The following is a 24,347-nucleotide window of genomic DNA, read 5'->3' as shown; positions in this document are numbered from 1 at the left end:
CCGGGGCCGAACTGTATCCGCTACAGCTTGCCCAGGTGGCGTAGTGCCACCCGGGTCGACTGTTTCGCGGCGTCGCGCAGCACCGGGTCGACGTCGGTGTAGATCTCGTCGACGATCTGGCCCACCGTGGCGTCGTCACCGAGCACCCCGAGCGCCTCGGTGACTTGCCGCAACCGGTGCTCGCGGCGCTCCAGGTACTTATTCGCCAGGTCGGCGGTGTTCTCACGGTCCGGTCCGTGACCGGGGAGCAGACGGATACCCTGCCCACGCTCGGAGAGGCCCCGCAGCGTCTCAAGGTACTGTCCCAGGTCACCGGTGGTCTCGGAGATCATCGTGGTGTGCCGGCCGGCGATGGTGTCACCGGTGGCGATGCCCTCGACATCGGCGTCGGTGGTACCACCGTCGGTGTGGATGAAGAAACACACCGAATCATCGGTGTGCCCCGGGGTGTGCACGACCTCGATGGCGGGGGTGAGACCGTCGAAGGAGATGATCTCACCGTCGACCAGGGGATCGGCGCCCATGCTGTAGCGCTTGTCGAAGCCACGGACCGGCGCACCGGTGAGCTGCCGTAGCCGGGCAGCGCCGTCGGCATGGTCGGGGTGGTGGTGTGTCAGCAGGATCGCGACGACCTCCGCCCCTCCCGCGGTGGCCTTGGCATGCAGGACGTTGAGGTGCCCCTCGTCCTGCGGGCCGGGGTCGATGATGACACTGCACGAGTCACCCGGGGCGCGGACGATCCAGGAGTTCGTGCCTTCGAGGGCCTGGTAACTGGGGTTGTCACACAGCACTACGCCGGTGGACGGGGCGACGGGACGCAACTGGCTGTACGCGGGATGCTCCATGCCGCCAATCCTACTGTCGAAACGGCGGAGCGACACCTCGACGTCGGCGGCCCCGATCCCCTTCGGGGGTGAGATGTCACCACCACGGGGCCGGGGCCGCAGTTCGGGGACTACTACTTCACCCGGACGATCAGTTCGACCTCGACCGGGCTGCCCAGTGGCAACTCGGCGACGCCGACGGCGCTGCGGGCATGGGCACCTGCGTCACCGAAGACTTCTCCCAGCAGTTCGGAGGCACCGTTGATGACACCGGGCTGTCCGCCGAAGCCCGGGGCGGAGGCGACGAAGCCGACGACCTTGACGATCTGGACCACTGAGTCGAGGCCGACCAGGGCGTCGATGGCGGCCAGGGCGTTGAGGGCGGCGGTGCGGGCGTAGCCCTTGGCGTCCTCGGCGGTGACCTCGTCCACCGAGCCGGTGGCCGGGAGCGCCCCGTCGACGAAGGGCAGCTGTCCGGAGGTGTAGACGAATTCGCCGGCCTGCACGGCCGGGACGTAGGCCGCCACGGGGGCGGCGACGGCCGGCAGCTCGAGGCCGAGTTCGGCGAGACGTGCGGTCACGCTGGTGCTGGTCATGCGTTACTTCTCCCGCTTCAGGTAGGCGACGTGCTGCTCACCGGTGGGGCCGGGGAGAACGGAGACGAGTTCCCACCCGTCCTCACCCCAGCCGTCGAGGATCTGCTTGGTGGCGTGGGTCAGAAGTGGCACGGTGGCGTATTCCCATTGAGTCATGGGACCGAGTATAGGGAAACGCCTCCGACCCCACTGGCGTCGGAGGCGTTTCTGCTGCTTGTCCTGCTGGTCCTGCTTGTCCTGCTAATGGGGACTAGGCGGACTGGGAAGCCTCAAGCTGACCGGCAAAGAAGTCGGCCCAGCTGTCGATCTCCGGGTGCTGGCGGAGCAGGGCACGGCGCTGACGCTCGGTCATCCCGCCCCACACCCCGAATTCGACGCGGTTGTCCAGGGCATCGGCGCGGCACTGCAGGACGACCGGGCAGTGACGGCAGATCGCCACGGCCTTGCGCTGGGCTGCCCCCTTGACGAAGAGCTCCTCGGGGTCGACATCGCGGCAGTGCGCCTGGGTGATCCACTCACCACGGTTGTTGAAGGACTCGCGGGTGGTGATCTGGGCGGCGGTGCGGTGGATTACTCCCTGGCTGCCGCTACGGACGTCGTTGGCAGCCTCGCCGCGGCCCGTCGTGCGGCCTGCGGTGCGGGTCGCTGCGGCACGGGACGCCGAAACCTCGGTCATATCCACTGGGGTTCGGAGAGATGCGGTCATGATGTCCTTTTCACTATCGAGGGGTGCCGGGGATTGAACCACGGCGCCTGTGGCGATAACTCTCAGAAGCGATCACCGGAAACTGCGGCTAAGTGTATTCACACAGATTTAGAAGTGTCGAATCGCACACATTTCGCGGAAGTGTGGGCCACATCACCTAGATGCGACACTCCCCCCCCGCCCTCCCTCCGTGCGGCACCCGGCCAGATAGACCACCACTCCCCCCGCCGCCCACTACACCACTTACCCGAATCCGCGCAGCAAGATGGCTGTAATTGCAGGTCATTACACAGTTATAAACAAGTGATTCACAAGTGCTTCCTTGCCCTGAAGCAACTGAGCCCCGACGCGCACCGCCCCCGCCATTGGCGTCCAATAACATTCAGTCGCCAAAATCACCCGCCTTTGTCCCCCTCCCGAACATACCACCCCCGAACATCACCCCCGTTCCCCGTAGGGCTCCCCACCAGACGCTCACATCACCCGGCCACGGCACGACCCTCCTACCACCCCGTCGAACACCACCCCATCGGATACTGTTGTGGTGTGAGCTATCTCAAGAACGCGGCCTACCTCATGCTCGCCGTCATCGTCATCGGCGCGCTGACGGCTGTCGCCATCGTCCCGCTGGTCGGCGGCGTCGGCGTGGCCGTCACCGCCGGCTCCGAAACCATCGACGACGACCTGGCCGACATTGACGAGAACCAGTCGCTGCCACAGGTCACCACCATCACCGACCGCGACGGCGGCGTCCTGGCCCGGCTGTACGACCAACGCCGTTACCTCGTGGAATCCGACGAGATCGCCGAGCCCATGAAGCAGGCCATCGTGGCGATCGAGGACCGTCGTTTCTACGAGCACGACGGTGTCGACGTCCGCGGCACCCTGCGCGCCATGGCCGCCAACCTCTCCAGTGGTGGGGTGGAGCAGGGCGCCTCCACACTCGACCAGCAGTACATCAAGAACTACCTGCTGCTCATCGACGCCGCCGACGACGACGAGCGCGCCGCAGCGACCGAGACCTCCGTCGCCCGCAAACTGCGTGAGATGAAGATGGCCATCAACCTGGAGGAGACCTACTCCAAGGACGAGATCCTCACCCGCTACCTCAACCTCGTCCCCTTCGGTAACGGCGCCTACGGCATCGAGGCCGCCGCCCGGACCTACTTCGGAACCTCCGCCGCCGAACTCACCGTCCCCCAGTCCGCCATGCTCGCCGGTATGGTGCAGTCGACCTCGCTGCTCAACCCGTACAGCAATCCGGACGGGGTGCTCGACCGTCGTGACACCGTGCTGGACGCGATGGTCGACACCGGTGACCTCGGCCCGGAGGAGCGCGCCCGGCTGGGCGAGGAGCCCCTCGGTGTCGGCGACTCCCCGAACTCCGCACCCAACGGGTGCATCGGCGCGGGCAACGCCGGTTTCTACTGCGACTACGTCCTGTCCTACCTCGCCGACCACGACCTGGACACCGAGGAACTCGCCCGCGGTGGCTACACCGTGCGCACCGCACTGGATCCGGTGGCGCAGGACGCCGCGGCCACCGCAGTGCGCAACGAAGCCGACCCCGCCGCCCCGGGCGTCTCGCTCACCAGCAACTACATCGCCCCCACCGATGACGGACACGAGGTCGTGGCGATGGCGTCCTCCCGCCGCTACGGGCTCGACGCCGAGGCGGGCCAGACCGTCCTGCCACTGACCCACTCCCCCGAGGGCAACGGTGCGGGCAGTGTGTTCAAGATCTTCGCCGCCGCAGCTGCCATGGAGAAGGGCATGGGCCTGGACACCATGCTGGACGTCCCGCGTCGGCTCGACGTCTCCGGAATGGGCAGCGGTGGAGCGCCAGGATGCCCGCCCGACCGGTACTGCGTGGAGAACGCTGGCGAGTTCAAGGGCCAGATGACCCTGCGCGAGGCCCTGGCCACCAGTCCCAACACCCCCTTCGTCCGAATGGCCGAACAGCTGGGCACGGAACGGATGACGGAGATCGCCGTGAAGATGGGCCTGCGGTCCTATGCCGCCGAGGGCAGCCACGACGGGGAAACCTCGATCGCCGACTTCATCACCGATGCCAACCTCGGCTCCTTCGTCCTGGGCCCGCTGCAGGTCAACCCGGTCGAACTGGCGAATGTCTCCGCCACCCTGGCCGACAGCGGCCGCTGGTGCGAGCCCTCGCCGGTGCTGTCGGTGACCGACAGCGCCGGGGAGGATGTCGCCCTGGACACCCCGGACTGTGAACAGGCCATCGACCGCGGGGTCGCCGACGCCCTGGCCAACGGTATGGGTGGTGACGTCGCCGACGGCACCGCCGCCGCAGCCGCCCGCTCCGCCGGCTGGCGTGGACCGGTCGCGGCGAAGACCGGAACCACCGAGGCCAGCCTCTCGGCCGCCTTCCTCGGCTTCACCCCGGGATTGGCCGGCGCGACCTACGCCTTCAATGACGGCTCCCAGACCTCCCCGCTGTGCAGCTCCCCGCTGCGCCAGTGCGGCGACGGCAACCTGTTCGGCGGCAATGAGCCGGCCCGCGCTTTCTTCAACACCATGGACAGCATCGTCGGGGACTACGGCGGCCCGGGTCTGCCCCGCTACAACCGCGACTACGACCGGGGGAACCCGGCGCGGTACCGCCAGGCCACCGGGGGCGGCTCGGGCGATTCGAACAATTCCAGTAGCTCGAACAACTCCGGCAGCTCCAGTGACTCGAGCAATCAGGGCAACTGGAACAGCGAGGGCTGGGACATGACCCTCGACGAGTTCAACTAGGACGGCGAGGACGGCGAGGACGACGAGGCCGTCGCTGCCACGCCAGTACACTGGCGACGGTGAATACTCGCGCATCCACTGACAACGCAGCCCCGTCCACCCGAACCGGCCGAGCCACCGGCCTGATGCGCACCATCGCCAACGCCGTCGGTGCGGTCGGTGCGGTCGGCCTGGGCATCGCCGCGGCCGCGTTCGCGGAAACCCGCGCCTTCCGACTGCACGAAGTGACCGTCCCGGTCCTGGAGCCCGGCACCCTGTCCGACCGGGACCGGGAGGGGTTCACCATCCTGCACGTCTCCGACCTGCACATGCTGGCCCACCAGAAGACCAAGCAGGCATGGGTGGCCTCCCTCGCCGCACTGAACCCCGACCTGGTGGTCAACACCGGTGACAACCTCGGTGAGGAGCAGGCCGTGCCCTCGGTGCTCAAGGCGTTGGGACCGTTGCTGCGCCGCCCCGGCGTCTTCATCTTCGGCAGCAACGACTACTACGCACCGCACCCGGTCAATCCCTTCAACTACCTGCTCGGCAAGCGCAACGAACCCAGCGATGTCGAGCTGCCGTGGAAGGGGATGCGTGCGGCGTTCATCGAACACGGCTGGGAGGACGCCACACACCGGCGGGTGGACTTCACCGTCGGGAAGTTCCGTCTGGCTGTCGGAGGTGTGGAAGACCCGCACCTCGACCGCGACGACTACGACAGCCTCGGCGGGCCACCGAACCCCGACGCCGACCTGGCGCTGGGCCTGTCCCACTCCCCTGAGCCCCGCGTCCTCGACGAGTTCGCCGCCGACGGGTACCAGCTGATGATGTCCGGCCACACCCACGGCGGGCAGCTCTGCCTGCCCGGCGGGAAGGCCATCGTGACGAACTGCGGTATCGACCGGGCACGCGTGTTCGGCCTGTCCCGCTGGTCGGAGCGTATGTGGTTGCACGTGACGAACGGCCTGGGCACCTCGAAGTACGTCCCCTTCCGCACCTTCTGCCGCCCGTCGGCGACGCTGCTGCACATCGTGGAGTGCCCGGCCGACTAGAGGCCTTGTTGCGCAGGCGTTTTGCCAGCGACACCAGTGGCCGTCTATAGTCCTTATCTGTTGCGACACGGAGCAACCCGTAAGGGAAACCGTGCCGTTCCAGACCGGGGTATGGCGCAGCTTGGCAGCGCGCTTCGTTCGGGACGAAGAGGTCGTGGGTTCAAATCCCGCTACCCCGACAGCCAGAGGAACCCTCCGGCCTGCACCAGCAGGCCGGAGGGTTTTCTCGTGTTCAACGACCGGTGGGGTTAATGGGGGCAGCGTGGGGTGTTGGGGTGTCGCTGTCACTGTCACTCCCGCTCCCGGGTGGTTCTGGACACGGAAAACCACCCGGGAGCGGGAGTGACAGTGACGAGGACGCCGCCGATCAGCCCAGCCGGATGTGCCCCACGGTGACCGAGGTTGCGTCCGACACCGCATCCGGAGCTCCGTCGATCCCTGCGGTGACCGGGTACCACCCCGGCGCCACCGTGCCGTCAGCCACGACGACACCGTCCGGCAACTGCCCGATCTCCACCCGACGCATGGTGTCCGTCGCCGCATTGTAGGGGGTGGACACCGACGCAGTCAGGACGTTCCGGTCGCCCCGGCGCTCGATCCGGGGGACCTTCACCGCCACATCCACCAGAGAGAAGCGGGCGGTGACGTGGACCGCACCGCGGTAGCGCACGGTACCGTCGCCCGCCGCATCCTCGGCGTCGGTGTCACGGGTGAAACTCACCGTGTCGCCGTCGAGGTCCAGGGCGCCGTCCTTCGCGTTGAGCTTTCCGCCGGCGGCATCAGCAGCCGCGGCAACCACCGAGGCATCGACGGACAGGTCCGGGGCCGACGGGGGCGGGGTGTTCGGCCCCGACTCCTCGGAGAATGCCAGCGGAACGTAGATCTCCTCGGCGGCGTTGACGGAGCCGCCACCTGCGTAGACGTAGACACCGAAGTTGTCACCGGCGGTCTCCTCCGGCGGGTCGACGACCAGTTCCGCGGTGAAGGAACCGTCCTGGTTCATCGTCTGTGCCTCACGGGCGATGGTGCGCCGCATGTCGATCGGGACGTCAGGGACGGCGTTGAGCGAGGCATCCGGCATCACCCAGGCCATCCGGTCATGCGGGTGAGTACGGGCCTCCTCCGGTGCACCCTCGCTGGCCCGCCAGCCGTCCGGGAAGGCCCCGTACAGCACGAACACCCCGTTCGGCACGCCAGGCGGCACCGGCATGGGGAAGCCGCCGCGGTTGGCCTCCGGCGAGAAACCGGTGCCGTGGACGTACAGGACGTCGCCGCGGTGCACCACGGTGTCCGCGGTGACCGGGGTACCGTCGGCAGTGGTGACGGTGATCTCCGGGTCCTGGGTGACGTCCGGGAACACCGGGAGATTGTCCGGGACGACGGGGGACGCTGCGGCAGTGGGCACGGTGACCACCATGGTTGTGGCCAGGGGAACGACGCCCATCACGCCGACAACCAGGAGAGCTGCACGGCGGGGACTGCGGGGACGGCGGGGACTCTCGGGCGGAGCATTAGAGGCGACAGAGGATTCAGGGGACACGGGTGAAACAGTCATGAGCATAAACTTAGCCTGCACTGACTCGGTTCGACGGCATCCCGAAGATCTGGCACACCCCCGCAGGGCATCGTCACGTGCATCACTAGGGCCCCAGCAAAGGGCGCCAACCCGGCACGTCATCGTGTCCGCCTCTCCTGTTAAAGTGGAGCACGTTGTATGAGGTCGTCGGTGCATGAATCACGTTCACCATCCCCTCTCCGAGGACCATTCCCAAAAAAAAAGTGAGGTGTTGGTGATCCCGTGACCCTGATCGTGATTCCCGTTGTGCTGGCGGTCGCGCTTCTGCTGACTCCGATACTGGTCAAACTCTTCGACCGCAACACCGGCTGGATCCTGGCCGCCGTGTTCGCCGCCCTCGCCGGTTACATCCTCGCCGATGCCGGCAGCATCATCGACGGGCGGGACGCGACATTCTCCGCGACCTGGCTCGAAGGGATCGTCCCCGGCGGCGGCGACATCGAATTCGCCCTGCGCATGGACCCGCTGGGCCTGTTCTTCACACTGCTCGCCCTGGTCATCGGTACGGCGGTGTTCACCTACTCCGCGCGCTACCTGCACCATGGCGAGCACATCATGAACTTCTACGTCCTGATGACGGCGTTCATGTTCTCGGTCGTCCTGCTCTTCCTCTCCGACGACGTCGCCCTGCTGTTCATCGGCTGGGAGCTTGTCTCCCTGGCGTCGTTCTTCCTCATCGCCCGGGCCGGGCACACCGGTGAACCCGGTGCGGTGCGGACCCTGATCCTCACCTTCACCGGCGGGTTGAGCCTGCTCGTAGCCCTCGGCATCGCCGTCGTCCACACCGGGACGACCAATCTCTCCGAGATCCTCGCCAGCGACGTCTGGTCGCAGAACACCACACTGACTGCCATCGTCGCCGTCCTCGTCGCGATCGCTGGCTTCTCCAAGGCAGCCCAGTTGCCGTTCCACGTCTGGCTGCCCGAGGCCATGGCCGCCGCCTCCCCGGTCTCCGCTTTCCTGCACGCTGCCGCGGTGGTCAAGGCCGGTATCTACCTGCTGCTGCGCTTCAGCGGGATCTTCTCCGACGTCCTGGTCTGGAACCTGCTGCTGATCATCGTCGGCATGTCCACCGCCGTGATGGCCGCAGTGTTCGCTTTCCAGCAGACCGACCTGAAGCGGCTGACCGCCTACTCCACCGTCTCCCAGCTGGGCTGGATCGTGGCGACCATCGGTATCGGCACCCCGTTGGCCATCGCCGCCGCCATCGTCCACACCGCCGCCCACGCACTGTTCAAGTCCTCCCTGTTCATGATCATCGGTGTCATCGACCACCAGACCGGCACCCGTGACATCCGCGAACTGGGGTCGATCTGGCGTCGCATGCCGTGGACCTTCGCCGGTGCCGCAATCGCCGCGGCCAGCATGGCCGGCCTGCCGCCGCTGCTCGGCTTCGTCTCCAAGGAAGGCATGCTCGAGGCGTTCACCGACTCCCAGCTGGCCACCGGGGCCGAGGTCGTCCTCCTCATCGCCGCCAGCTTCGGCTCGCTGGCGACCTTCATGTACTCGGCGAAGTACATCATTGGCGCCTTCATCGACACCGGTTCCGCCGCCCCCGAGGACAACGCCCGGCTCGACGGTGGCGAGGTCACCGAGGCCCCGGTGTCCTTCTGGCTGCCCGCGGTCCTGCCCGGCCTGGTGTCCCTGCCGTTCGTCGCCGTCCTCGGATTCTTCGATGGCCCGATCGACGCCGTGGTGGCTTCCACCGGGGCCGGGGAGTCGCACACCCACCTGGCCCTGTGGCACGGGTTCGGGTTGCCACTGTTCATCACCATCGCCGTCGTGGTCGTCGGCTGCCTGCTGCTGACCCGACGTCAGCCCATGGCCGACTGGTTGGAGGACCACCGGCTCTTCCCCTTCACCGGCAACGAGTTGATCGCATTCACACTGCGCCTGGCCAGCCGGTGGGGCCGCCTGGTCAGCCGACTGGGCAACACCCTGAGCCCCAACGCGCACCTGCTGTGGATCTTCGCGATGATCCTGGTGCTCACCATCGCCGCCTTCTTCGGGCCCGGTGGCCTGCAGTTCATCGGCGAGCTCCCCCCGCGTGAACACGGCATCGACCAGATCAGCGACATCCCTGGCCTGCTGATCATGTTCCTGGTGACCATGGCGATCATCTCCACCCGCTCCCGCATGGGTTCGGTGATCCTCGTCGGCGTCGCCGGTGTCGGTGTCTCCTGGATCATGCTGACACTCGGTGCCCCGGATGTCGCGCTGACCAACCTGATGGTCGAGTTCATCGTCACCGTGTTCCTCATGCTGGTCGTCCGGAACCAGCCCCGCCTGTTCCTCAAGGAAGGCGAGAACCGCACGAAGTTCGCCGTCACCCTCGCCGCCATGGTCGGCCTGGTCGTCTTCGTGGGTGTCTGGCTGCTCGTCGGCCGCCACCCGCGGCCTGAGCTGGCTGAGTGGTACATCACCGAGTCCCCGGAGGTTTCCGAGGCCAACAACATCGTGGCGACGATCCTCGTGGAGTTCCGCGCACTGGATACCCTCGGCGAGCTGTCGGTGCTCGGCATGGCCGGCCTGGTCATCGCCGCGATCGTCAGCTCGGTGCCGAAGTCGCCGGTGCCCGGCTACGGCCCCGGCTCGACCTCGGAACTCTTCCGCAAGGAGGGGTCCACCAAGTTCCCCGACGTGCACAAGGTCCCGGAGCTCGCACCCTTCTACTCCAAGTACCTGCGGAGCACCCACCTGAACTCGATCCTGGGACGACAGATCATCTGGCCGATGCTCGCCGTGTTGATCATGTACTCGCTCGTGACCTTCTACCGCGGCCACCAGGCCCCTGGCGGTGGCTTCCTCGCCGCCCTGATGCTCGCCCTCGGCCTCGTGTTCTGGTACCTGGTCCAGCCCGCCGCCCGCACGATCGGTGGCAAGAACCTGGGCTACCAGCTCGTCGGCGGCGGCATCATCCTCGCCGTGGTGACCGGCCTCGTCGGTTTCGCCGAGGGCAGCTTCCTCGCCCCGATCCACTTCTACATCGGCAGTGAGCACTTCAGCTCATCGCTCTTCTTCGACGGCGGCGTGTACATGGCAGTGATCGGCATCGTGGTCATCGTCCTCAACACCCTCGGCGGGCGGGGACGGCCGGGCGCTGAACCCGGGAAACCGCTGAAAGCCAGCCCCGTCGAGAAGGCGACGTCGAAGACACCCATCGCCGCCACCACCGGCTCCTCGGGCACAGGCCCGGCAGACGGCCCGGAAGCCAAGCCGGGAACGAGCTCGACCACAGCAGCACAGAACTCAGGGAAGGACGGTGAGGACCGATGATGATCGCGGCTATCATCGCACTGCTGGTCGCAGCAGGTGTGTACATGGTGATGCAACGCGGAATGGTCCGCGTGATCATCGGAACCACACTGATGAGCCACGGGGTGAACCTGCTCCTGCTGGCCACCGGCATCGGCGCCTGGCGGGGTGACCCACTGGCCGACCGCACTGCGGCGGCGGACGCCGCCGACCCGCTCCCCCAGGCATTCGTCCTGACCGCCATCGTCATCTCGATGGCCGCCACGGCCGTCATGCTGGCCATGGCCGCCCTGGGCCGTGACGACGACACCCGCTCGGCCGAGGACGTCGAACGCGCCCGCCGCGAGTTCCGCGCCCTCGACACCGTGGGACGCTCCGCCCTGCACATCGACGAAGATTCGCCCCAGGCCCAGCGCCGACGTGAACGAGAGGAGGACTACTGATGAGCTTCCTCAACGACCCCGACGCCCTCGGTGCGTTGCTCGCCCTGTTCGTCGTCGTCCCACTGCTGGCCTCCGGCCTCGCCGCCGCGCTGCCATGGGCTTTCCTCCGCCGACTGCTGGGACTGGCTGTGCCGGTCTTCGGCATCGTCGCAGGTGTCCTCCTGCTGCTGCAGGTCAGCGGCGGTGGCGAGACCACGGTCGTCGCGCACAACATCGGTGACTTCGTCGGCGGTGTCTCCATTCCCCTGGTCGCGGACACGCTCTCCGCCGTCATGATCGTCACCACCTCCATCGTCGCGCTGACCGCCACCTGGTTCGCCGAGACCGTCGGCGAGTCCAAGGCCCGGTTCTACCCGGCGATGACGCTGATGCTGCTCGCCGGCGTGTGGGGTTCCTTCCTCACCGCCGACCTGTTCAACCTCTTCGTGTTCATCGAGGTCATGCTGATGCCCTCCTTCGGCCTGCTGGCCATGTCCGGCACCTGGGCACGACTGGCAGCCGGCCGCACCTTCATCCTGGTCAACCTGGTGACCTCCCTGACCCTGCTCTCCGGAGTCGCCCTGGTCTACGGTGTCGTCGGCACGACCAACATCGCCTCGCTCGCCGGGGCAGCCGGCCCCCGCGGCAGCGCCGAGGCCGGTGGCTTCGCCGAGGGCATCCACGGCACCCAGTGGCAGCTCTGGCTGGGACTCGGTGTCGTGCTGATCGCCCTGGCGGTCAAGGCCGGTGCCGCGCCGGTGCACACCTGGCTGCCACGGGCCTACGGGGCAACCTCGCCCTCGGTGATGGCCCTGTTCTCCGGTCTGCACACCAAAGTCGGCGTCTACGCCATCCTGCGGATCTTCATGACCATCTTCGAGGGCGACCAGCGCTGGGCGGTGGCCATCCTCGTCTTCGCCGTCATCGGCATGCTCATCGGTGGCTACGCCGCCCTCGGCGAGACCACGATGCGCGGGGTGATGTCCTACCAGATGGTCAACGGCATCCCGTTCATCCTGGTCGGCCTGGCGTTCCTGTCGGGCAACTCCGATCTCATGCTCTCGGCCGCGGTGTTCTACATGCTGCACCACATGATCACCGCCGCAGCACTGATCATGGCCTCGGGAGCCATCGAGGAGACCTACGGCACCGGACGCCTGCGCCGACTCTCCGGCCTGATGCGACGCGACCCCCTGGTCTCCACCGTCTTCGCCGCCGGCGCACTGTCGCTGATCGGATTCCCGCCGTTCTCCGGACTCTGGGGCAAGCTCATGCTGATCTTCGCCATGGTCCGTGACGCAGGGCCCACCGTGTGGGTCGGAGTCGGTGCCATCATCATCGCCTCGATCGGCGCGCTGCTCAGCATGCTGCACGTCTGGCGCAAGTGCTTCTGGGGCAAGCCGATGGACAAACAGGACATGGACCCCAGCCTCGCGGTCCGCGGCTCGACGACCCTGCCCAGCGCCGCGATGATGGTCCTCAGCCTGGGAATGTTCCTGTTCATCGGCCCGATCAGCGACATCACCGATGATGCGGCCAGGTCCCTGACCGACACCACCCCCTACGTCCATGCCGTCCTGGGTGATCCGGAGGACGGCATCGGAGTCGTCCTGCCGTCCGAGCAGTACGGTCTGGCCCACTCGACGAGCGAAGCGGAGCAGTAGATGAAGCTCACATACGCACTCAAACGAATCTGGCACATCATCGTCTACTGCGTCTGGCTGGTCGGTCAGATCATCAAAGAGTCGCTGATCATGGCCTCCGATACGTTCACCACCGGTCGTCACATCGCCCCGGTGATCGTCTACTATCCGCTGCGGCTCACCCGCGAGCGTGACATCGCCGCCTTCATCACCTCGATCACCATCACCCCGGGCACCCTCGCCCTGGGTGTCACCGGCCCCAAGGAGGTGGACGAGGACGCTGCCGCCGGTAAGCGCAACCTGATGGACGCCGCGTCCGTCGCCACCTCGGAGTTCCGCACCCACGGGCTGACCCGTGTCCAGCGCTTCGTGGCGGTCCACGCCATGTACGGTGCCGACCCGCAGGAACTGCTGCACGGGCTCGCACAGATGGAGGCCAAGTTGGTGCCCTCCGTCCGTAAGAAGAAGATCGAGTTCGACGTGGAACACCTCGTCGAGCGCGGCGTCCCCGGTCCCCGTGGTTACCGAGGCAACCGTGGTGGTCGCGCCAGTGCCGATGGCACCTTCGACATCGAGAAGGTCGACTCCACCCCGCACGCCGCCGCGTTTGTCGCCGCGATCATGCGGCAGGAGGACGCCCTGGACGAGAATGACCTCGACGACCTCAACCGCGAGCAGCGGGAGAAGATCGCCCGGGAACACGCCCGCAAAGCTGCCGACGAACGCCGCCGTCTGGCCCAGGAGGAGGAGGAGGAGCGGCGTCGCCGGAAGCTCGCCGAGGAGCTCAGTCCTCCCCCGCTCACGCTCGAGGACGAGGACGAGGAGGACGACGAGGCTTCCGGCATCGACCCGGCCCGTGTCGCCCCGCAAGCCGACGGCGGAGTCAGTGCCCTCGCCGACGGTGCTGCCCCGCCCACCGCGACGACCGACGCGTCGTCCAGCCGGTCGATGTCCGGTCGCCGAACCGCCCCGATCGCCTCCCTGGTCAACGCCCTGGAGGTTCGCTCCCGGCTCCCCCACCCGAACCTCAACCTCAGTGGCGACCGCAAGAGCCGCGGCAAATCCGCCGGGGGGACAGCGGTACCACCGTTGAACCCGAAGGGTGCGAAGGGCGCGAAAGGCGCGGAAAGTACGAAGGACGCTGCCCCCCAGGAACCCCCGGCCAGCACGGACACCACGCACACCACAACAGAGGACGGGAAGAAATGACACCCACCCAACTGCTCTGGATCTTCGCCGGGATGGCCGGTGCCATCGTCGCGGTCGCCATGTCGCTCGTGCTGTGGCGTGCGGTGTCGACGCGCAACGACGCCCGACGGGCCGTCCTGGCCGACATGATCTTCCTCACCGTCATCGCCGGGTTCCTCGTCTACTGCCTGTTCGTCCGGTCCGCGATCACCTATGACGTCGTCATGCTCGCCGGATTCGGAGGTGCGATCAGCACCATGGCATTCGCCCGCATCATCACCCGTGGCAGGAGGTAGCAGAAACCATGGTCACCAACACTTCCACCCTCACCCTCCTCGCCGCCGATACGGAGGTCCAGGAATTCTCCGAGATCGGCTGGGTCCCGGCAATCATCGCCGGCATCCTCGCCCTGACCGGTGCGATCTTCATCCTCGTCTCCGCCGTCGCCATGTACCTGGCGCCCGACGCACTGAGCCAGGTGAACATGCTGGGCCCCGCCCTCGGCATGGGCATTCCCATGCTGGTGATGGCTGACCTGGTGAACTCCTGGTCAACCGAAGGATTCGTCTGGGGATACCTGGTCAGGGCCATCGTCGCGGTTCTTGCACTGCTGGTCGTCCAGGCTGCCGGCTCCTACGTCCTGGGGCGGGCGCTGCATGCCACGCAGTGGGACCACACCGTGCCGCTCTCCGGTGGTGAGCGGGCCAAGGAGTCATCCTGACCGCACGGAAGAGTGCTAGATTCGGGGGTGTGCGCTTTCCTTTCCCCGTGTCCTCCAGCGACGCCTCCAGCTCCACCGGTTCTGCCGGCACGGCCGGGGCGCCCAGCGAGCCGTCACGGGGCCGCTCCGCCGGCGCCTCCCGTCCGGGGGACGCGGACGTCACCGACCTCGCCTTGCGCGCGGCATCAGGTGACCGCAAGGCCCTGACCGACTTCATCGAGGCCACCCACGGGGACGTGTGGCGACTGCTCGCCCACCTCGCCGACACCGACCGGGCCGACGACCTCACCCAGGAAACCTACCTGCGGGTCATCAAGGCACTGCCCCGGTTCGCCGCCCGGTCCTCGGCCCGTACCTGGATCCTTGCGCTGGCCCGGCACACCTGGGTCGACAGCGTGCGTCATGACATGGCCCGGCCCCGCAAGTCCGCCGAACAGTGGGAGGACGCCACCCGTGACACCGTCTCCCCCGACACCACCGGCGGACAGACGTGGGCCGAGCTCGTCGACGCCCGCACTTTGCTCGACAACCTCGCCCAGGAGCGCCGGGAGGCTTTGATTCTCACCCAGATCCTGGGCCACACCTACGCAGAGGCCGCGGACATCTGCGGCGTGCGGGTCGGGACGATCCGCTCCCGCGTCGCCCGTGCCCGCGCCGACCTGCTGGCCGCCGGGAGTCCCGGAAGTGCTGGAGGTTCCGGGGGGACTGCAGGACTCACCGGAAGTGACGACCCGGGGGTTGCCCCCGGGCCCCCGGATGCCCAGCACGGCACGTCCTCCAGCATGCGCTGGGGGTAGACTGTTCTGCATGTCTGCAACTGGTAGAGCACTGCTCGTCCTGTCTTTCGGTGGGCCCGAGAAAGAGGACGACGTCGTCCCCTTCCTCGAGAACGTGACCCGTGGACGGGGCATCCCCCGGGAACGACTCGCCGAGGTCGGCGAGCACTACTACCGCTTCGGGGGCAAGAGCCCGATCAACGACCAGAACCTGGAGATGATCGACAACCTCGGCGCGGAGATCGCCGCCCGCGGTATCTCCGGTGAGGATCTTCCGGTCTACTTCGGCAACCGTAACTGGGAGCCGTATGTCGAGGACACCACCAAGCAGATGGTCGCCGACGGGGTCACCGACGTCGTCGTGCTAGCCACCTCCGCGTGGGGCGGTTACTCCGGTGACCTCCAGTACCGCGAGGACATCCAGCGGGCACTGCAGTCCTGCCGGGACGCCGGCATCACACCGCCGACGATGACGAAGATCCCGCCGTTCCACGGCCGAGACCTGTTCCACGCCGGATTCTCCCGTCTGGTGGACAGGGCCCGCGCAGCGCTACCCACCGAGCTGCAGGACGACGCCCGCCTGCTGTTCACCGCCCACTCGATTCCGGTGTCCGCCGACGAAGCCTCCGCCGCCGACAGTGGCCAGAGCTACTCCGGGCAGGTGCGTGCCGCGGCCGAGGCGATCCGCGCGGGCACTTCCTTCGCCGCTGCCGACGGCGAAGATCCCGCTGTGGAGCTCGTCTGGCAGTCCCGTTCCGGCCCGCCACACATCCCGTGGCTGGAACCGGACATCTGCGATCACCTTGAGGAGACCAGCGGTGTCCGTGCCGGCACGGATGCCGACCGCCGCGGGATCGTCCTGTGCCCGGTGGGTTTCCTCACCGATCACATGGAAGTCATGTGGGACCTCGACAATGAGGCCGCGGACACTGCCGCCGAGCTGGGACTGACCATGGTCCGGTCCGGCACCCCGGGGCTGACCCCTGAGTTCACCCGCCTGGTCCTCGAGCTGGTCCGCGAGCACTGGGCGGACCTGCCTGAGGCATAGCGGGGTTCGACCCCCGGATCCGCACGAGGGCCCGGGTCGTTTGCCGTCAGTCGTTCGCCGTCAGCGCTGGGTGGTGTGGGCGATGTAGAGGTCACACGTGGCCTCGGCAGCGACCTTGCGGGCGACACTGCCGAGGATCCGGGACACCCCCTGGACACGCTTGTTCCCCACGACGATGACGTCCGCGCCCAGCTCCGTTGCCTTTGCCAGCAGCACATCGGCCGGGCTGCCCGCCGCCGCACTCACCTCGATGGTCAGCTCCGGGTATGACTCACGCAACACATCGGCGACGGACTCCGCGACATCCTGTGCCGCCTTCGACAGACCTGCGGTCAGCTTGTCGAGCGACTCCGACGTGACTCGGCTCGCACTGCTGGACCGGGCCGATTCGAGCGCGTCCTCACTGGCCTTGCTGTAGGCCGAGCAGATGTGCAGAGCACCCCCGTAGCTCGCCGCGAGGTCAGCGGCCTTCTCCGCCGCAAGCAACGCCGTCCGGCTCGAATCAACCCCGGTGAGAATGATCTTGGTCATGTTCCTGCCCTTTCAGATCCGCTGAATTACCAGTTCTTTCCCCAGCCTACGGATCGAGGGGACGACATGGCGGTGGCGATGATCCGACCGCAGCGACAGAAGAACGCCGCCACTGTCAGTGACAGCGGCGGCGGAACCAGGGGGTGGTCGGAAAACTACGCCAGCAGCTCGGCGATCTGGATGGTGTTCAGTGCAGCACCCTTACGCAGGTTGTCGCCGGAGACCACCAGCACCAGGCCCCGGTTGTCCTCGATCGACTGGTCCTGGCGGATGCGTCCCACCAGGGACTCGTCCACGCCAGCCGCAGCGAGCGGCGTGGGCACGGCAGTGACCTGCACACCCGGCGCACCGGCGAGGATCTCCTCGGCACGCTCCGGGATGATCTCAGAGTCGAACTCGGCGTGGATGGTCATCGTGTGACCGGTGAACACCGGCACCCGCACGCAGGTTCCGGCCACAGGCAGCTCCGGCAGGTGCAGAATCTTGCGCGACTCATTGCGCAGCTTCTGCTCCTCATCGGTCTCCAACGATCCGTCGTCGACGAGGTTGCCGGCCAACGGCAGGGCGTTGAAGGCGATCGGCTCCACGTAGGGCCCCAGGTCCCCGGCGGTCAGCGCCGAACCATCGGTGACCAGCTGCTCCAGCACCTCGAGGTTCGCCCGGACCTGGTCGGCCAGGGTCTTGACCCCGGCCAGGCCGGAACCGGAGACCGCCTGGTAGCTGGAGACGTGCAGACGCTTCAGCCCTGCCTCGGCGTTCAGCGCACCGAGCACCGGCATCGCCGCCATGGTGGTGCAGTTCGGGTTGGCGATGATGCCCTTCGGGGTGTTCTTCGCGTCCTCCGGGTTCACCTCGGAGACGATCAGCGGGACCTCCGGGTCCTTACGCCAGGCACTGGAGTTGTCGACGACCGTGGCACCGGCCTCGGCGAAGCGGGGGGCGTGCTCCTTCGAGGTCGCGCCACCGGCGGAGAACAGGGCGATGTCGATGCCCTTGAGCTCCTCGGTGGGGGTCGCGGCGACGTCCTCCACGACGACCTTCCCGCCGCGGAACTCGATCTCGGAGCCGGCGGAGCGGGCGGAGGCGAAGAAACGGACCTTCTCCAGCGGGAGGTCACGGGTCTCGAGGATGTCGCGCATGACGCGGCCGACCTGGCCGGTGGCGCCGACGATGGCGAGAGTGGTCATCGGTGAACCTTTCTGGTGAACCTGTGTAGTGCGTGGTGAAACTAGCGGCCGGTGCCGGCGTGCACCGTGGCCACCTCGTCGCCGCCGAGCTGGAAACGCTCGTGCAGGGCGGCGACGGCGGCGTCGAGATCGGTGTCGCGGAGCAGCACGGAGATACGGATCTCGGAGGTGGAGATCAGCTCGATGTTGATGCCGGCGTCGCGCAGTGCCTCACAGAAATCTGCGGTCACACCGGGGTGGGACTTCATGCCGGCGCCGACCAGGGACACCTTGCCGACCTGGTCGTCGTAGAGCAGCTTGCCGAACTTCTGGTGCTCCTCGCCACCCTGCAGTCCCTTGAGCAGTTCGACGGCACGGGGTCCGTCCTCCCGCGGGCAGGTGAAGGTGATGTCGGTGAGGTTGTCGGCCACCGAGGAGACGTTCTGCAACACCATGTCGATGTTGATCTCGGCGTCCGCCAGGGCACGGAACACGCGGGCGGCTTCGCCGGGCTTGTCAGGGATGCCCAGGACGGTCACCTTCGCCTCGGAACGGTCGTGGGCGACACCGGTCAGGACTGCTTCTTCCACGGGAATATCCTCCATTGACCCGGACACCAGGGTGCCGGGCTCGTTGCTGAATGACGATCGGACTCGGAGCGGGACGTTGAATGCGCGGGCGTACTCCACGCAGCGCAGCATCAGGATCTTGGCACCGACGGCGGCCATCTCCAGCATCTCGTCGAAGGAGATGTGGTCCAGACGCTGGGCGTTGGGGACGATGCGCGGGTCGGCGGTGTAGACGCCGTCGACGTCGGAGTAGATCTCGCAGACATCGGCGTTGAGGGCGGCTGCCAGCGCGACCGCGGTGGTGTCGGAGCCGCCACGGCCGAGGGTCGTGACGTCCTTCGTCTCCCGGTTGATGCCCTGGAAGCCGGCGACCAGGCAGATCTTCCCCTGGTCGAGTGCCTCGCGGACCCGGCCCGGGGTGACGTCGACGATACGGGCGTTGCCGTGCCGCTCGGTGGTGATCACGCCCGCCTGGGAGCCGGTGAAGGACTGGGCCTCGGCACCGAAGGAGGCGATGGCCATGGCGACCAGGGCGTTGGAGATGCGCTCACCGGCGGTGAGCAGCATGTCCATCTCACGTCCCGGGGGCACCGGGTTGACCTCGTTGGCGAGGTCGAGCAGTTCATCGGTGGTGTCGCCCATTGCGGAGCAGACGACGACCACGTCATTGCCCTGCTTCTTGGTCTCCACGATCCGCTGTGCGACGCGTCGGATGCGCTCGGCGCTCTCCAACGACGATCCGCCGTACTTCTGGACGATCAGGGCCACTGTTCCTTGCTCTCCTTGCTCCACCTTTACCCGGTGGCACCGGGGTTCGCGGTCTCTCGCATGCGCGATTTCTCAGACTACCTGAGCAGGGTCGGCCCAGGGTAGACCGGGCTTGTGCTGGACCCGCCCCGGGGGTTGTCAGGGGTTGCCGGGGACTACCGGGGCAGTCAGGGGCTGCCGGTTGCCGTCAGGACCCCACGGCGACGACCACGTGACTGCCCCAGCCGACCGGTCGGCTGCCGACCCCCTGCAGGCCACCGTCGGCGATGGCCCTCGCCAGGTCTCGCTTCGTCGGCACGGCCCCACCGGTGGTCAACAGCCGGGTGAGGTCCTCCTCGTAGTCGTGGTCGTCGTCGCCACTCTCGGCGAGCAGTTGGCTGACCACGATCACCGCCCGTCCGGTGCGTCCGGCGGCGGCGAACAGGGCAGGGAGCTCAGGTGCCGTGACGGTCGCGAAGGGGTCGATCAGGATGACAACATCGACAGAGTCGGCAGTCTCGACAGTCCCGGCAGTCTCGGCTGCAGCACCAGCATCGGCACCGGGTGTCCAGGCACGCACCTCACACCGGTCCCGTCGACCCTCGCCGATCTCCTTGAGGAGTCGCTGCGGGTCGGATCCGTGGTTGCCGTCGAGGTCCAGGACGACAGCCTGCAGGGACGCGTCGTGGCGCAGCAGTTCATCGGCGTACACCGCGGCAGCGGTACCCTCGGCGGCACCGGCCACCGCGATGCTCGACACCTCACCGACCATCTCGGTGAGCTGTTCCAGACCGGACGCCAGGGCGGGCGCGACCCACTGGGCGCGGGTGGCTTCACCGTCGGACAAGTCCTCGACGATCCTCGGGTCGGACGCCCGCAGCGCCGTCCAGTCCTGCCCGGTGGCACCGATGGTCACCGGACGGCCGGTGCGCAGCCCCTCCTCCAGGTGCAGCCAGGACAGCACCTTGACCGCCGATGGCCCGGCCATCCGGGCAATCAGGCCGTCCGGGTCGGCCAGTTCCCCGCCGAGCATGGTCAACCGAACCCCGGCGACACCGGCGCTGTCAGCCGGCCCGTTGCCCGACCCGTCGCCGAGAACCAGCTCGACCAGGTCCATGGTCTCCAGGTAGCGCAGGAAACGGACCAGCAGCTCCGGGGCGACCGACACTGCCTCCGCCACGGCGGCGACCGGGGCGGCACCGGCTGCGTCAGCGTCGGCTGCGTCGTCCACCGCCTCGAAGATGCCGAGGTTCGCCGCGGTCATCAGCGCCAGGCCCGGGGTGATCTCCGACATCTCGTGCAGTGCCATCAGCGGCGACATGCTCGAGGACGCTGGCGCACCAGCGCCAACACCAGCACCAGCGCCGTCCGTCCCTGCCGCGGGCTCAGCACCCTCCACCCCAGCATCAGCGGCACCAGCCGGAACGGCCGCCTTGCGCCAGTACCCGGTGACCTGCACATGCTCGCGCGGCACCCCGGCGTCCTTGATCCACCGGCGCACCTTCTTCAACCGGCCGGACTCCCCGGCCGCCCACACGAACGCGGTGCCCTTGGTGTCCTGCTCCCCCGCCAGATCGACCGTGAGGATCTCCTCGGTGAAGTCCCCGCCCTCGGCGCGCACGACCCAGCGCAGGTCCAGGGTCGACGCACAGGCGACCTGCGACAGATCGTCCTGAATATCGGCGCGGTCGGCGACCTCGATGACCGCGGTGACCGGGTGACCTTCCGGGACCTCCTCCAGACAGCGACCCATCGCCGGCAGAGCGGTCTCGTCGCCGACCAGTACCAGCCGGTCGGTGTGCACCGGCAGCGAAGCGCAGTTCTTCGGCCCGGCGGCGTACACCTTGTCGCCCGCGGCCGCGGTGGCCGACCAGTCCTCGGCCAGGCCGGCGCCGTGCCGGGCGAAGTCGACGGTCAGTTCGCCGAACTCGCCGGCCTCCGGGTACCAGGAGCGCACCGTGTAGGTCCGGAAGAGGTCGTTGACCTCCGCGTTCCAGTCGAGGCGTCCGTCCCCCAATGACGGTGGGTACGGCCGCTCGCCGGTGGTCGGGTGCGGGAAGATGACCCGCATATCGTCGTCGAAGCCGTCCGAGACAATACCGGGGATGTCTTCACCGTCGCGGGTGTGCGGTAGCAGCCCCGCCCCGCCGAAGACGACCCGTCGCATGCCGGGGCTGACGTCCTCGACACGCAGAACCTCCAGTTCACGCATGGTGATCGGGTAAACGTCGGCGTCTCGGCTGATTCGTGGCACAGTGGATTCCCTTCATGACGGTATGCGGCGGTGTCACTGCCGCGGGGCAGCCGCTAGGTTAGCATTGCTTTTCCTGGGTAGTCCTGTTCCATTGGCACACTACATCAGGTTAGGATTACCTCGACCCAACCATTTCAAGGGAGAGACCGTGCATCACCGACCCACCCTGGCACGCCGCGTCATCGGCGTCATCGCCGCCGCCGGCCTCGCCGTCGGCCTCGCCGCCTGCAGCGACGACTCCGACGACTCCTCGTCGAACGGCTCCGGAAGCTCCAGCTCCGGCGACTTCCCGCGCACCGTCGACTCCATCGCCGTGTCCAACGGCAACCCGACCGACGAGACCGAAGAGGTCGAGATCCCGGAGCAGCCCGAGCGCATCGTCTCCACCGCCGCCACCCTGACCGGCAGCCTGCTGGCCATCGACGCCCCGGTGATCGCCTCCGGCGCGGCGACCCCCGGCCCGACCTCCGACGACAAGGGCTTCTTCAAGCAGTGGGCCGAGATCGCCGATGAGCGCGGTGTCGAGGAGATCGGCCAGCTGGAGCCGGACTTCGAGAAGATCGTGGGCCAGGACCCGGACCTCATCGTGGTCTCCGCCTTCGGTGCGGACACTGCCGTCCCGTTGGTCGAGCGTCTGCAGGACGTCGCCCCGACCGTCGTCATCGACTACTCCGACAAGGACTGGACCGAGGTGACCACCCAGCTCGGTGAGATCACCGGTCACGAGGACGAGGCCGAGGCCGCGATCCAGGAGTTCCAGGACCGCGCCGAGGAGGTCACCGGCAACATCGAGGAGCCGGAGCAGCCGGTGCAGTTCGTCCTGCCCACCGCGGACGGCAACGTGAACTTCATGACCGAGGCATCCGCCCAGGGCCGTATCCTCACCGAGCTGGGCTGGGACCTCGACGTTCCCGGCGAGGGAGTTGCACGCACCGACGGTGACTACGCCGGACGCACCGACGTCGTCCAGGTCACCGCAGAGAACCTGGACAAGGGCCTGACCGGCAAGACCGTCTTCGCCACCAACGCCGACCCGGGCAATTCCGTCGCCGACCAGCTGGAGAACCAGCCGGCCGCGAAGGGCACCTACGCCGTCGAGACGGACCGCGTCTTCGAGTTCGGTGCCGAGACCTTCCGCATCGACTTCTACAGCGCGATGCTGATGCTGGACGCCATCGAGGAGTTCTTCAGCGAGTAGTTCCACAGGACCCTCGACACCTGGTGAGACTCACCGTCCTACCGTCCCCCGTCGTCCCTCATCGCCACCGCGATGATGCGGTCGGCGGGGGTTCGCACGTTCTGGGCCGCCGTGGTCCCCGTCGCCGCCAGGTAGTTCCGGACGATCCGGGCACCGACCGCATAGCCGGCGCCGGTCGGTACCCCGACGGGGTCGACGCCGAACAGTCTGGCGCTGGCGTCCCCGTGGATCCAGGCGGTGAAGTTCTGCATTCCGGTCGTGTCGAGGGCATCGGTGACCGTGGCGAAGATCTCCTCGGTCCGCCCCCGGGCCAGTGCCGTCCCCGTCCTCCAGCGCGACCGGGTCGATGAAGTGGGTGTAGCCGACCTCACCGTAGAGTTCCGCGGCGAAGACGTCCGCCATGAGGTCGATCGCGTGGTGGATGCGGTCGACGTAGGACGCTGTGGTGTCGCCGCTCCAGTCGAAGGACACGCTGTGCCGGTCCATCTCGGCGATGTCGACGGCCTGGGCTCCCCCGGGGAAGAAGCGGAACATGCCGGCCATCGGCTCCCACATGCGGCGGACGAGGTCCGGCCGGTCGGCGACCGGGGCGGTGACGAGCTCGCGGAACGACTGGGCGGTGTCCAGGACGGTGATGGTGGTGTTCTTGTTCTCGTTGTTGTTCGTGGTCATATCTGCGGACGCTTGACCCTCACGCGACGTGAGGGTCAAGAGCAGCGATGATTCGACTCCGGTCGACTACTCTGAAGTCTCGATGATGCACAGCAACCTCCTGGCTGTCGTCTTCGCCCTGCTGTCAGCACTGACCGTCGCCTGGGGAACCATCCTCCGTCACCAGGTCGCCGAGCAGACCTCGGGTGATCCCGACACGTCCTACCGTCTCCCGGTCCTCGCCGCGATCACCCGTCGCCGCTGGTGGGCCGGTGTGGCATGTGCGCTGGCCGCCTATGGCTTCCAGGTGATCGCCCTGGGATTCGGAACATTGCTGGTCGTCCAACCTGTTCTCGTCCTCTCCCTCATGTTCACCCTGCCGCTCGCCGCACGTTTCGACGGTCGCCACGTATCGCGTCAGGAGATGGCATGGGCCGGCATCCTCACCGCTGCCGTCGGTGTGCTGGTGGTGTGGGGACGTCCACTACCGGGCACCACGACCCCACCATTGAACCGGTGGATCATCGCCCTGGCCATCGGTGCGGCGGTGATGATCGCCCTCGCCTGGTTCGCCTCACGGCAGCGCCTGCGTCGTCGCGCCCTGCTCCTGGGCACGATCACCGGTGCCATCATGGGTTATCTGGCCGTCCTGGCGAAGACGGTCGTCGACCAGTTCACC

The 24,347-nt window shown here is 67.5% G+C and carries 23 protein-coding genes and 1 tRNA gene; 14 read left to right on the top strand and 10 right to left on the bottom strand.

The genetic code is table 11. The annotated features are described in order from the left end of the window. Window positions 1-20: 20 nt before the first annotated feature. The 4 genes from ACTXPP_RS04380 to ACTXPP_RS04365 form a co-directional block, all read right to left on the bottom strand. Complete coding sequence (locus ACTXPP_RS04380; protein ID WP_443341094.1) at window positions 21-845, bottom strand: MBL fold metallo-hydrolase; 825 nt, start codon at window positions 843-845, stop codon at window positions 21-23. Between the two features lie 113 nt (window positions 846-958). Further along, entirely contained in the window at window positions 959-1,420 is a 462-nt protein-coding gene (locus ACTXPP_RS04375) for a RidA family protein (RefSeq protein WP_301494695.1), read from the bottom strand. A 3-nt stretch (window positions 1,421-1,423) separates the two neighbouring features. Beyond that, window positions 1,424-1,576, bottom strand: coding sequence for a Sp36 family protein (gene sp36, locus ACTXPP_RS04370; protein WP_301494693.1), 153 nt, complete (start codon window positions 1,574-1,576; stop codon window positions 1,424-1,426). Between the two features lie 94 nt (window positions 1,577-1,670). Beyond that, on the bottom strand, window positions 1,671-2,126 hold the full coding sequence (locus tag ACTXPP_RS04365) for a WhiB family transcriptional regulator (protein WP_443341091.1): 456 nt from the start codon (window positions 2,124-2,126) through the stop codon (window positions 1,671-1,673). Window positions 2,127-2,672: 546 nt separating this feature from the next. Here ACTXPP_RS04365 and ACTXPP_RS04360 point away from each other — a divergent pair. From ACTXPP_RS04360 to ACTXPP_RS04350, 3 genes are all read left to right on the top strand, one after another. Beyond that, window positions 2,673-4,889, top strand: coding sequence for a transglycosylase domain-containing protein (locus tag ACTXPP_RS04360; protein WP_443341089.1), 2,217 nt, complete (start codon window positions 2,673-2,675; stop codon window positions 4,887-4,889). Window positions 4,890-5,014: 125 nt separating this feature from the next. Next, on the top strand, window positions 5,015-5,923 hold the full coding sequence (locus ACTXPP_RS04355; RefSeq protein ID WP_443341179.1) for a metallophosphoesterase: 909 nt from the start codon (window positions 5,015-5,017) through the stop codon (window positions 5,921-5,923). 105 nt (window positions 5,924-6,028) lie between these two features. Then, window positions 6,029-6,102, top strand: a tRNA-Pro gene (locus tag ACTXPP_RS04350). Between the two features lie 188 nt (window positions 6,103-6,290). On the opposite strand, the gene ACTXPP_RS04345 is transcribed toward ACTXPP_RS04350, so the two are convergent. Next, complete coding sequence (locus tag ACTXPP_RS04345; protein ID WP_443341087.1) at window positions 6,291-7,478, bottom strand: HtaA domain-containing protein; 1,188 nt, start codon at window positions 7,476-7,478, stop codon at window positions 6,291-6,293. A 243-nt stretch (window positions 7,479-7,721) separates the two neighbouring features. Between ACTXPP_RS04345 and ACTXPP_RS04340 the strand changes: the two genes are divergently transcribed. Genes ACTXPP_RS04340 through ACTXPP_RS04305 form a run of 8 tightly spaced genes read left to right on the top strand, consistent with a single transcriptional unit; the run spans window position 7,722 to window position 16,552 of the window. After that, a complete protein-coding gene (locus ACTXPP_RS04340; protein ID WP_443341085.1) occupies window positions 7,722-10,775 on the top strand; it encodes a DUF4040 family protein in 3,054 nt (1,017 codons plus the stop codon). After that, a complete protein-coding gene (locus ACTXPP_RS04335; RefSeq protein WP_301496080.1) occupies window positions 10,772-11,197 on the top strand; it encodes a cation:proton antiporter subunit C in 426 nt (141 codons plus the stop codon). Before ACTXPP_RS04340 ends, ACTXPP_RS04335 begins: the two co-directional genes overlap by 4 nt. Next, on the top strand, window positions 11,197-12,840 hold the full coding sequence (locus tag ACTXPP_RS04330; RefSeq protein ID WP_301496078.1) for a monovalent cation/H+ antiporter subunit D family protein: 1,644 nt from the start codon (window positions 11,197-11,199) through the stop codon (window positions 12,838-12,840). Before ACTXPP_RS04335 ends, ACTXPP_RS04330 begins: the two co-directional genes overlap by 1 nt. Beyond that, window positions 12,841-14,028 carry a Na+/H+ antiporter subunit E gene (locus ACTXPP_RS04325; protein ID WP_301525317.1) on the top strand — a complete coding sequence of 396 codons (1,188 nt, stop codon included), beginning with the start codon at window positions 12,841-12,843 and terminating at the stop codon, window positions 14,026-14,028. Next, window positions 14,025-14,303, top strand: coding sequence for a cation:proton antiporter (locus tag ACTXPP_RS04320; RefSeq protein WP_301496073.1), 279 nt, complete (start codon window positions 14,025-14,027; stop codon window positions 14,301-14,303). The genes ACTXPP_RS04325 and ACTXPP_RS04320 overlap by 4 nt, the downstream gene beginning before the upstream one ends. 8 nt (window positions 14,304-14,311) lie before the next feature. Beyond that, the gene (locus ACTXPP_RS04315) at window positions 14,312-14,728 is read left to right on the top strand and encodes a Na+/H+ antiporter subunit G (RefSeq protein WP_301496072.1); all 417 of its coding nucleotides are present in this window, start codon (window positions 14,312-14,314) and stop codon (window positions 14,726-14,728) included. Window positions 14,729-14,757: 29 nt separating this feature from the next. Further along, the gene (locus ACTXPP_RS04310; protein WP_443341082.1) at window positions 14,758-15,525 is read left to right on the top strand and encodes an RNA polymerase sigma factor; all 768 of its coding nucleotides are present in this window, start codon (window positions 14,758-14,760) and stop codon (window positions 15,523-15,525) included. Window positions 15,526-15,535: 10 nt separating this feature from the next. Beyond that, window positions 15,536-16,552, top strand: a complete 1,017-nt coding sequence (locus ACTXPP_RS04305) for a ferrochelatase (protein WP_301496068.1) — start codon at window positions 15,536-15,538, stop codon at window positions 16,550-16,552. 60 nt (window positions 16,553-16,612) lie between these two features. On the opposite strand, the gene ACTXPP_RS04300 is transcribed toward ACTXPP_RS04305, so the two are convergent. From ACTXPP_RS04300 to ACTXPP_RS04285, 4 genes are all read right to left on the bottom strand, one after another. Beyond that, entirely contained in the window at window positions 16,613-17,083 is a 471-nt protein-coding gene (locus tag ACTXPP_RS04300) for a universal stress protein (RefSeq protein ID WP_301496066.1), read from the bottom strand. Window positions 17,084-17,238: 155 nt separating this feature from the next. Beyond that, window positions 17,239-18,270, bottom strand: coding sequence for an aspartate-semialdehyde dehydrogenase (locus ACTXPP_RS04295; RefSeq protein ID WP_443341081.1), 1,032 nt, complete (start codon window positions 18,268-18,270; stop codon window positions 17,239-17,241). Between the two features lie 41 nt (window positions 18,271-18,311). After that, window positions 18,312-19,586, bottom strand: a complete 1,275-nt coding sequence (locus ACTXPP_RS04290; RefSeq protein WP_301496062.1) for an aspartate kinase — start codon at window positions 19,584-19,586, stop codon at window positions 18,312-18,314. A 187-nt stretch (window positions 19,587-19,773) separates the two neighbouring features. After that, on the bottom strand, window positions 19,774-21,819 hold the full coding sequence (locus ACTXPP_RS04285; RefSeq protein ID WP_301524949.1) for a siderophore-interacting protein: 2,046 nt from the start codon (window positions 21,817-21,819) through the stop codon (window positions 19,774-19,776). A gap of 148 nt (window positions 21,820-21,967) precedes the next feature. Here ACTXPP_RS04285 and fepB point away from each other — a divergent pair, with 148 nt between their 5' ends. Next, window positions 21,968-23,017: a Fe2+-enterobactin ABC transporter substrate-binding protein gene (gene fepB / locus ACTXPP_RS04280; protein ID WP_443341078.1), complete on the top strand. Its 1,050-nt coding sequence runs from the start codon at window positions 21,968-21,970 to the stop codon at window positions 23,015-23,017. A 38-nt stretch (window positions 23,018-23,055) separates the two neighbouring features. On the opposite strand, the gene ACTXPP_RS04275 is transcribed toward fepB, so the two are convergent. Continuing rightward, a complete protein-coding gene (locus ACTXPP_RS04275) occupies window positions 23,056-23,268 on the bottom strand; it encodes a DUF2268 domain-containing putative Zn-dependent protease (protein ID WP_443341075.1) in 213 nt (70 codons plus the stop codon). A gap of 28 nt (window positions 23,269-23,296) precedes the next feature. On the opposite strand from ACTXPP_RS04275, the gene ACTXPP_RS04270 reads away from it, so the two are divergent. Next, complete coding sequence (locus tag ACTXPP_RS04270) at window positions 23,297-23,740, top strand: hypothetical protein (protein ID WP_443341072.1); 444 nt, start codon at window positions 23,297-23,299, stop codon at window positions 23,738-23,740. A gap of 34 nt (window positions 23,741-23,774) precedes the next feature. Beyond that, the coding region (locus ACTXPP_RS04265) for a DMT family transporter (RefSeq protein ID WP_443341070.1) at window positions 23,775-24,347 on the top strand (573 nt) is incomplete at its 3' end.

Origin of the sequence: Candidatus Corynebacterium faecigallinarum (assembly GCF_052264515.1) — a bacterium.
Lineage (GTDB): Bacteria > Actinomycetota > Actinomycetes > Mycobacteriales > Mycobacteriaceae > Corynebacterium > Corynebacterium faecigallinarum.
This window is presented reverse-complemented; position numbering and strand designations above follow the sequence as displayed.

Bases quoted from the DNA above. Each gene is read 5' to 3' on its own strand.
- ACTXPP_RS04380 (WP_443341094.1), bottom strand. From the start codon at position 845: ATGGAGCATCCCGCGTACAGCCAGTTGCGTCCCGTCGCCCCGTCCACC.
- ACTXPP_RS04375 (WP_301494695.1), bottom strand. From the start codon at position 1,420: ATGACCAGCACCAGCGTGACCGCACGTCTCGCCGAACTCGGCCTCGAG.
- sp36 (WP_301494693.1), bottom strand. From the start codon at position 1,576: ATGACTCAATGGGAATACGCCACCGTGCCACTTCTGACCCACGCCACC.
- ACTXPP_RS04365 (WP_443341091.1), bottom strand. From the start codon at position 2,126: ATGACCGCATCTCTCCGAACCCCAGTGGATATGACCGAGGTTTCGGCG.
- ACTXPP_RS04355 (WP_443341179.1), top strand. From the start codon at position 5,015: ATGCGCACCATCGCCAACGCCGTCGGTGCGGTCGGTGCGGTCGGCCTG.
- ACTXPP_RS04345 (WP_443341087.1), bottom strand. From the start codon at position 7,478: ATGACTGTTTCACCCGTGTCCCCTGAATCCTCTGTCGCCTCTAATGCT.
- ACTXPP_RS04335 (WP_301496080.1), top strand. From the start codon at position 10,772: ATGATGATCGCGGCTATCATCGCACTGCTGGTCGCAGCAGGTGTGTAC.
- ACTXPP_RS04330 (WP_301496078.1), top strand. From the start codon at position 11,197: ATGAGCTTCCTCAACGACCCCGACGCCCTCGGTGCGTTGCTCGCCCTG.
- ACTXPP_RS04325 (WP_301525317.1), top strand. From the start codon at position 12,841: ATGAAGCTCACATACGCACTCAAACGAATCTGGCACATCATCGTCTAC.
- ACTXPP_RS04320 (WP_301496073.1), top strand. From the start codon at position 14,025: ATGACACCCACCCAACTGCTCTGGATCTTCGCCGGGATGGCCGGTGCC.
- ACTXPP_RS04315 (WP_301496072.1), top strand. From the start codon at position 14,312: ATGGTCACCAACACTTCCACCCTCACCCTCCTCGCCGCCGATACGGAG.
- ACTXPP_RS04305 (WP_301496068.1), top strand. From the start codon at position 15,536: ATGTCTGCAACTGGTAGAGCACTGCTCGTCCTGTCTTTCGGTGGGCCC.
- ACTXPP_RS04300 (WP_301496066.1), bottom strand. From the start codon at position 17,083: ATGACCAAGATCATTCTCACCGGGGTTGATTCGAGCCGGACGGCGTTG.
- ACTXPP_RS04295 (WP_443341081.1), bottom strand. From the start codon at position 18,270: ATGACCACTCTCGCCATCGTCGGCGCCACCGGCCAGGTCGGCCGCGTC.
- ACTXPP_RS04275 (WP_443341075.1), bottom strand. From the start codon at position 23,268: ATGCAGAACTTCACCGCCTGGATCCACGGGGACGCCAGCGCCAGACTG.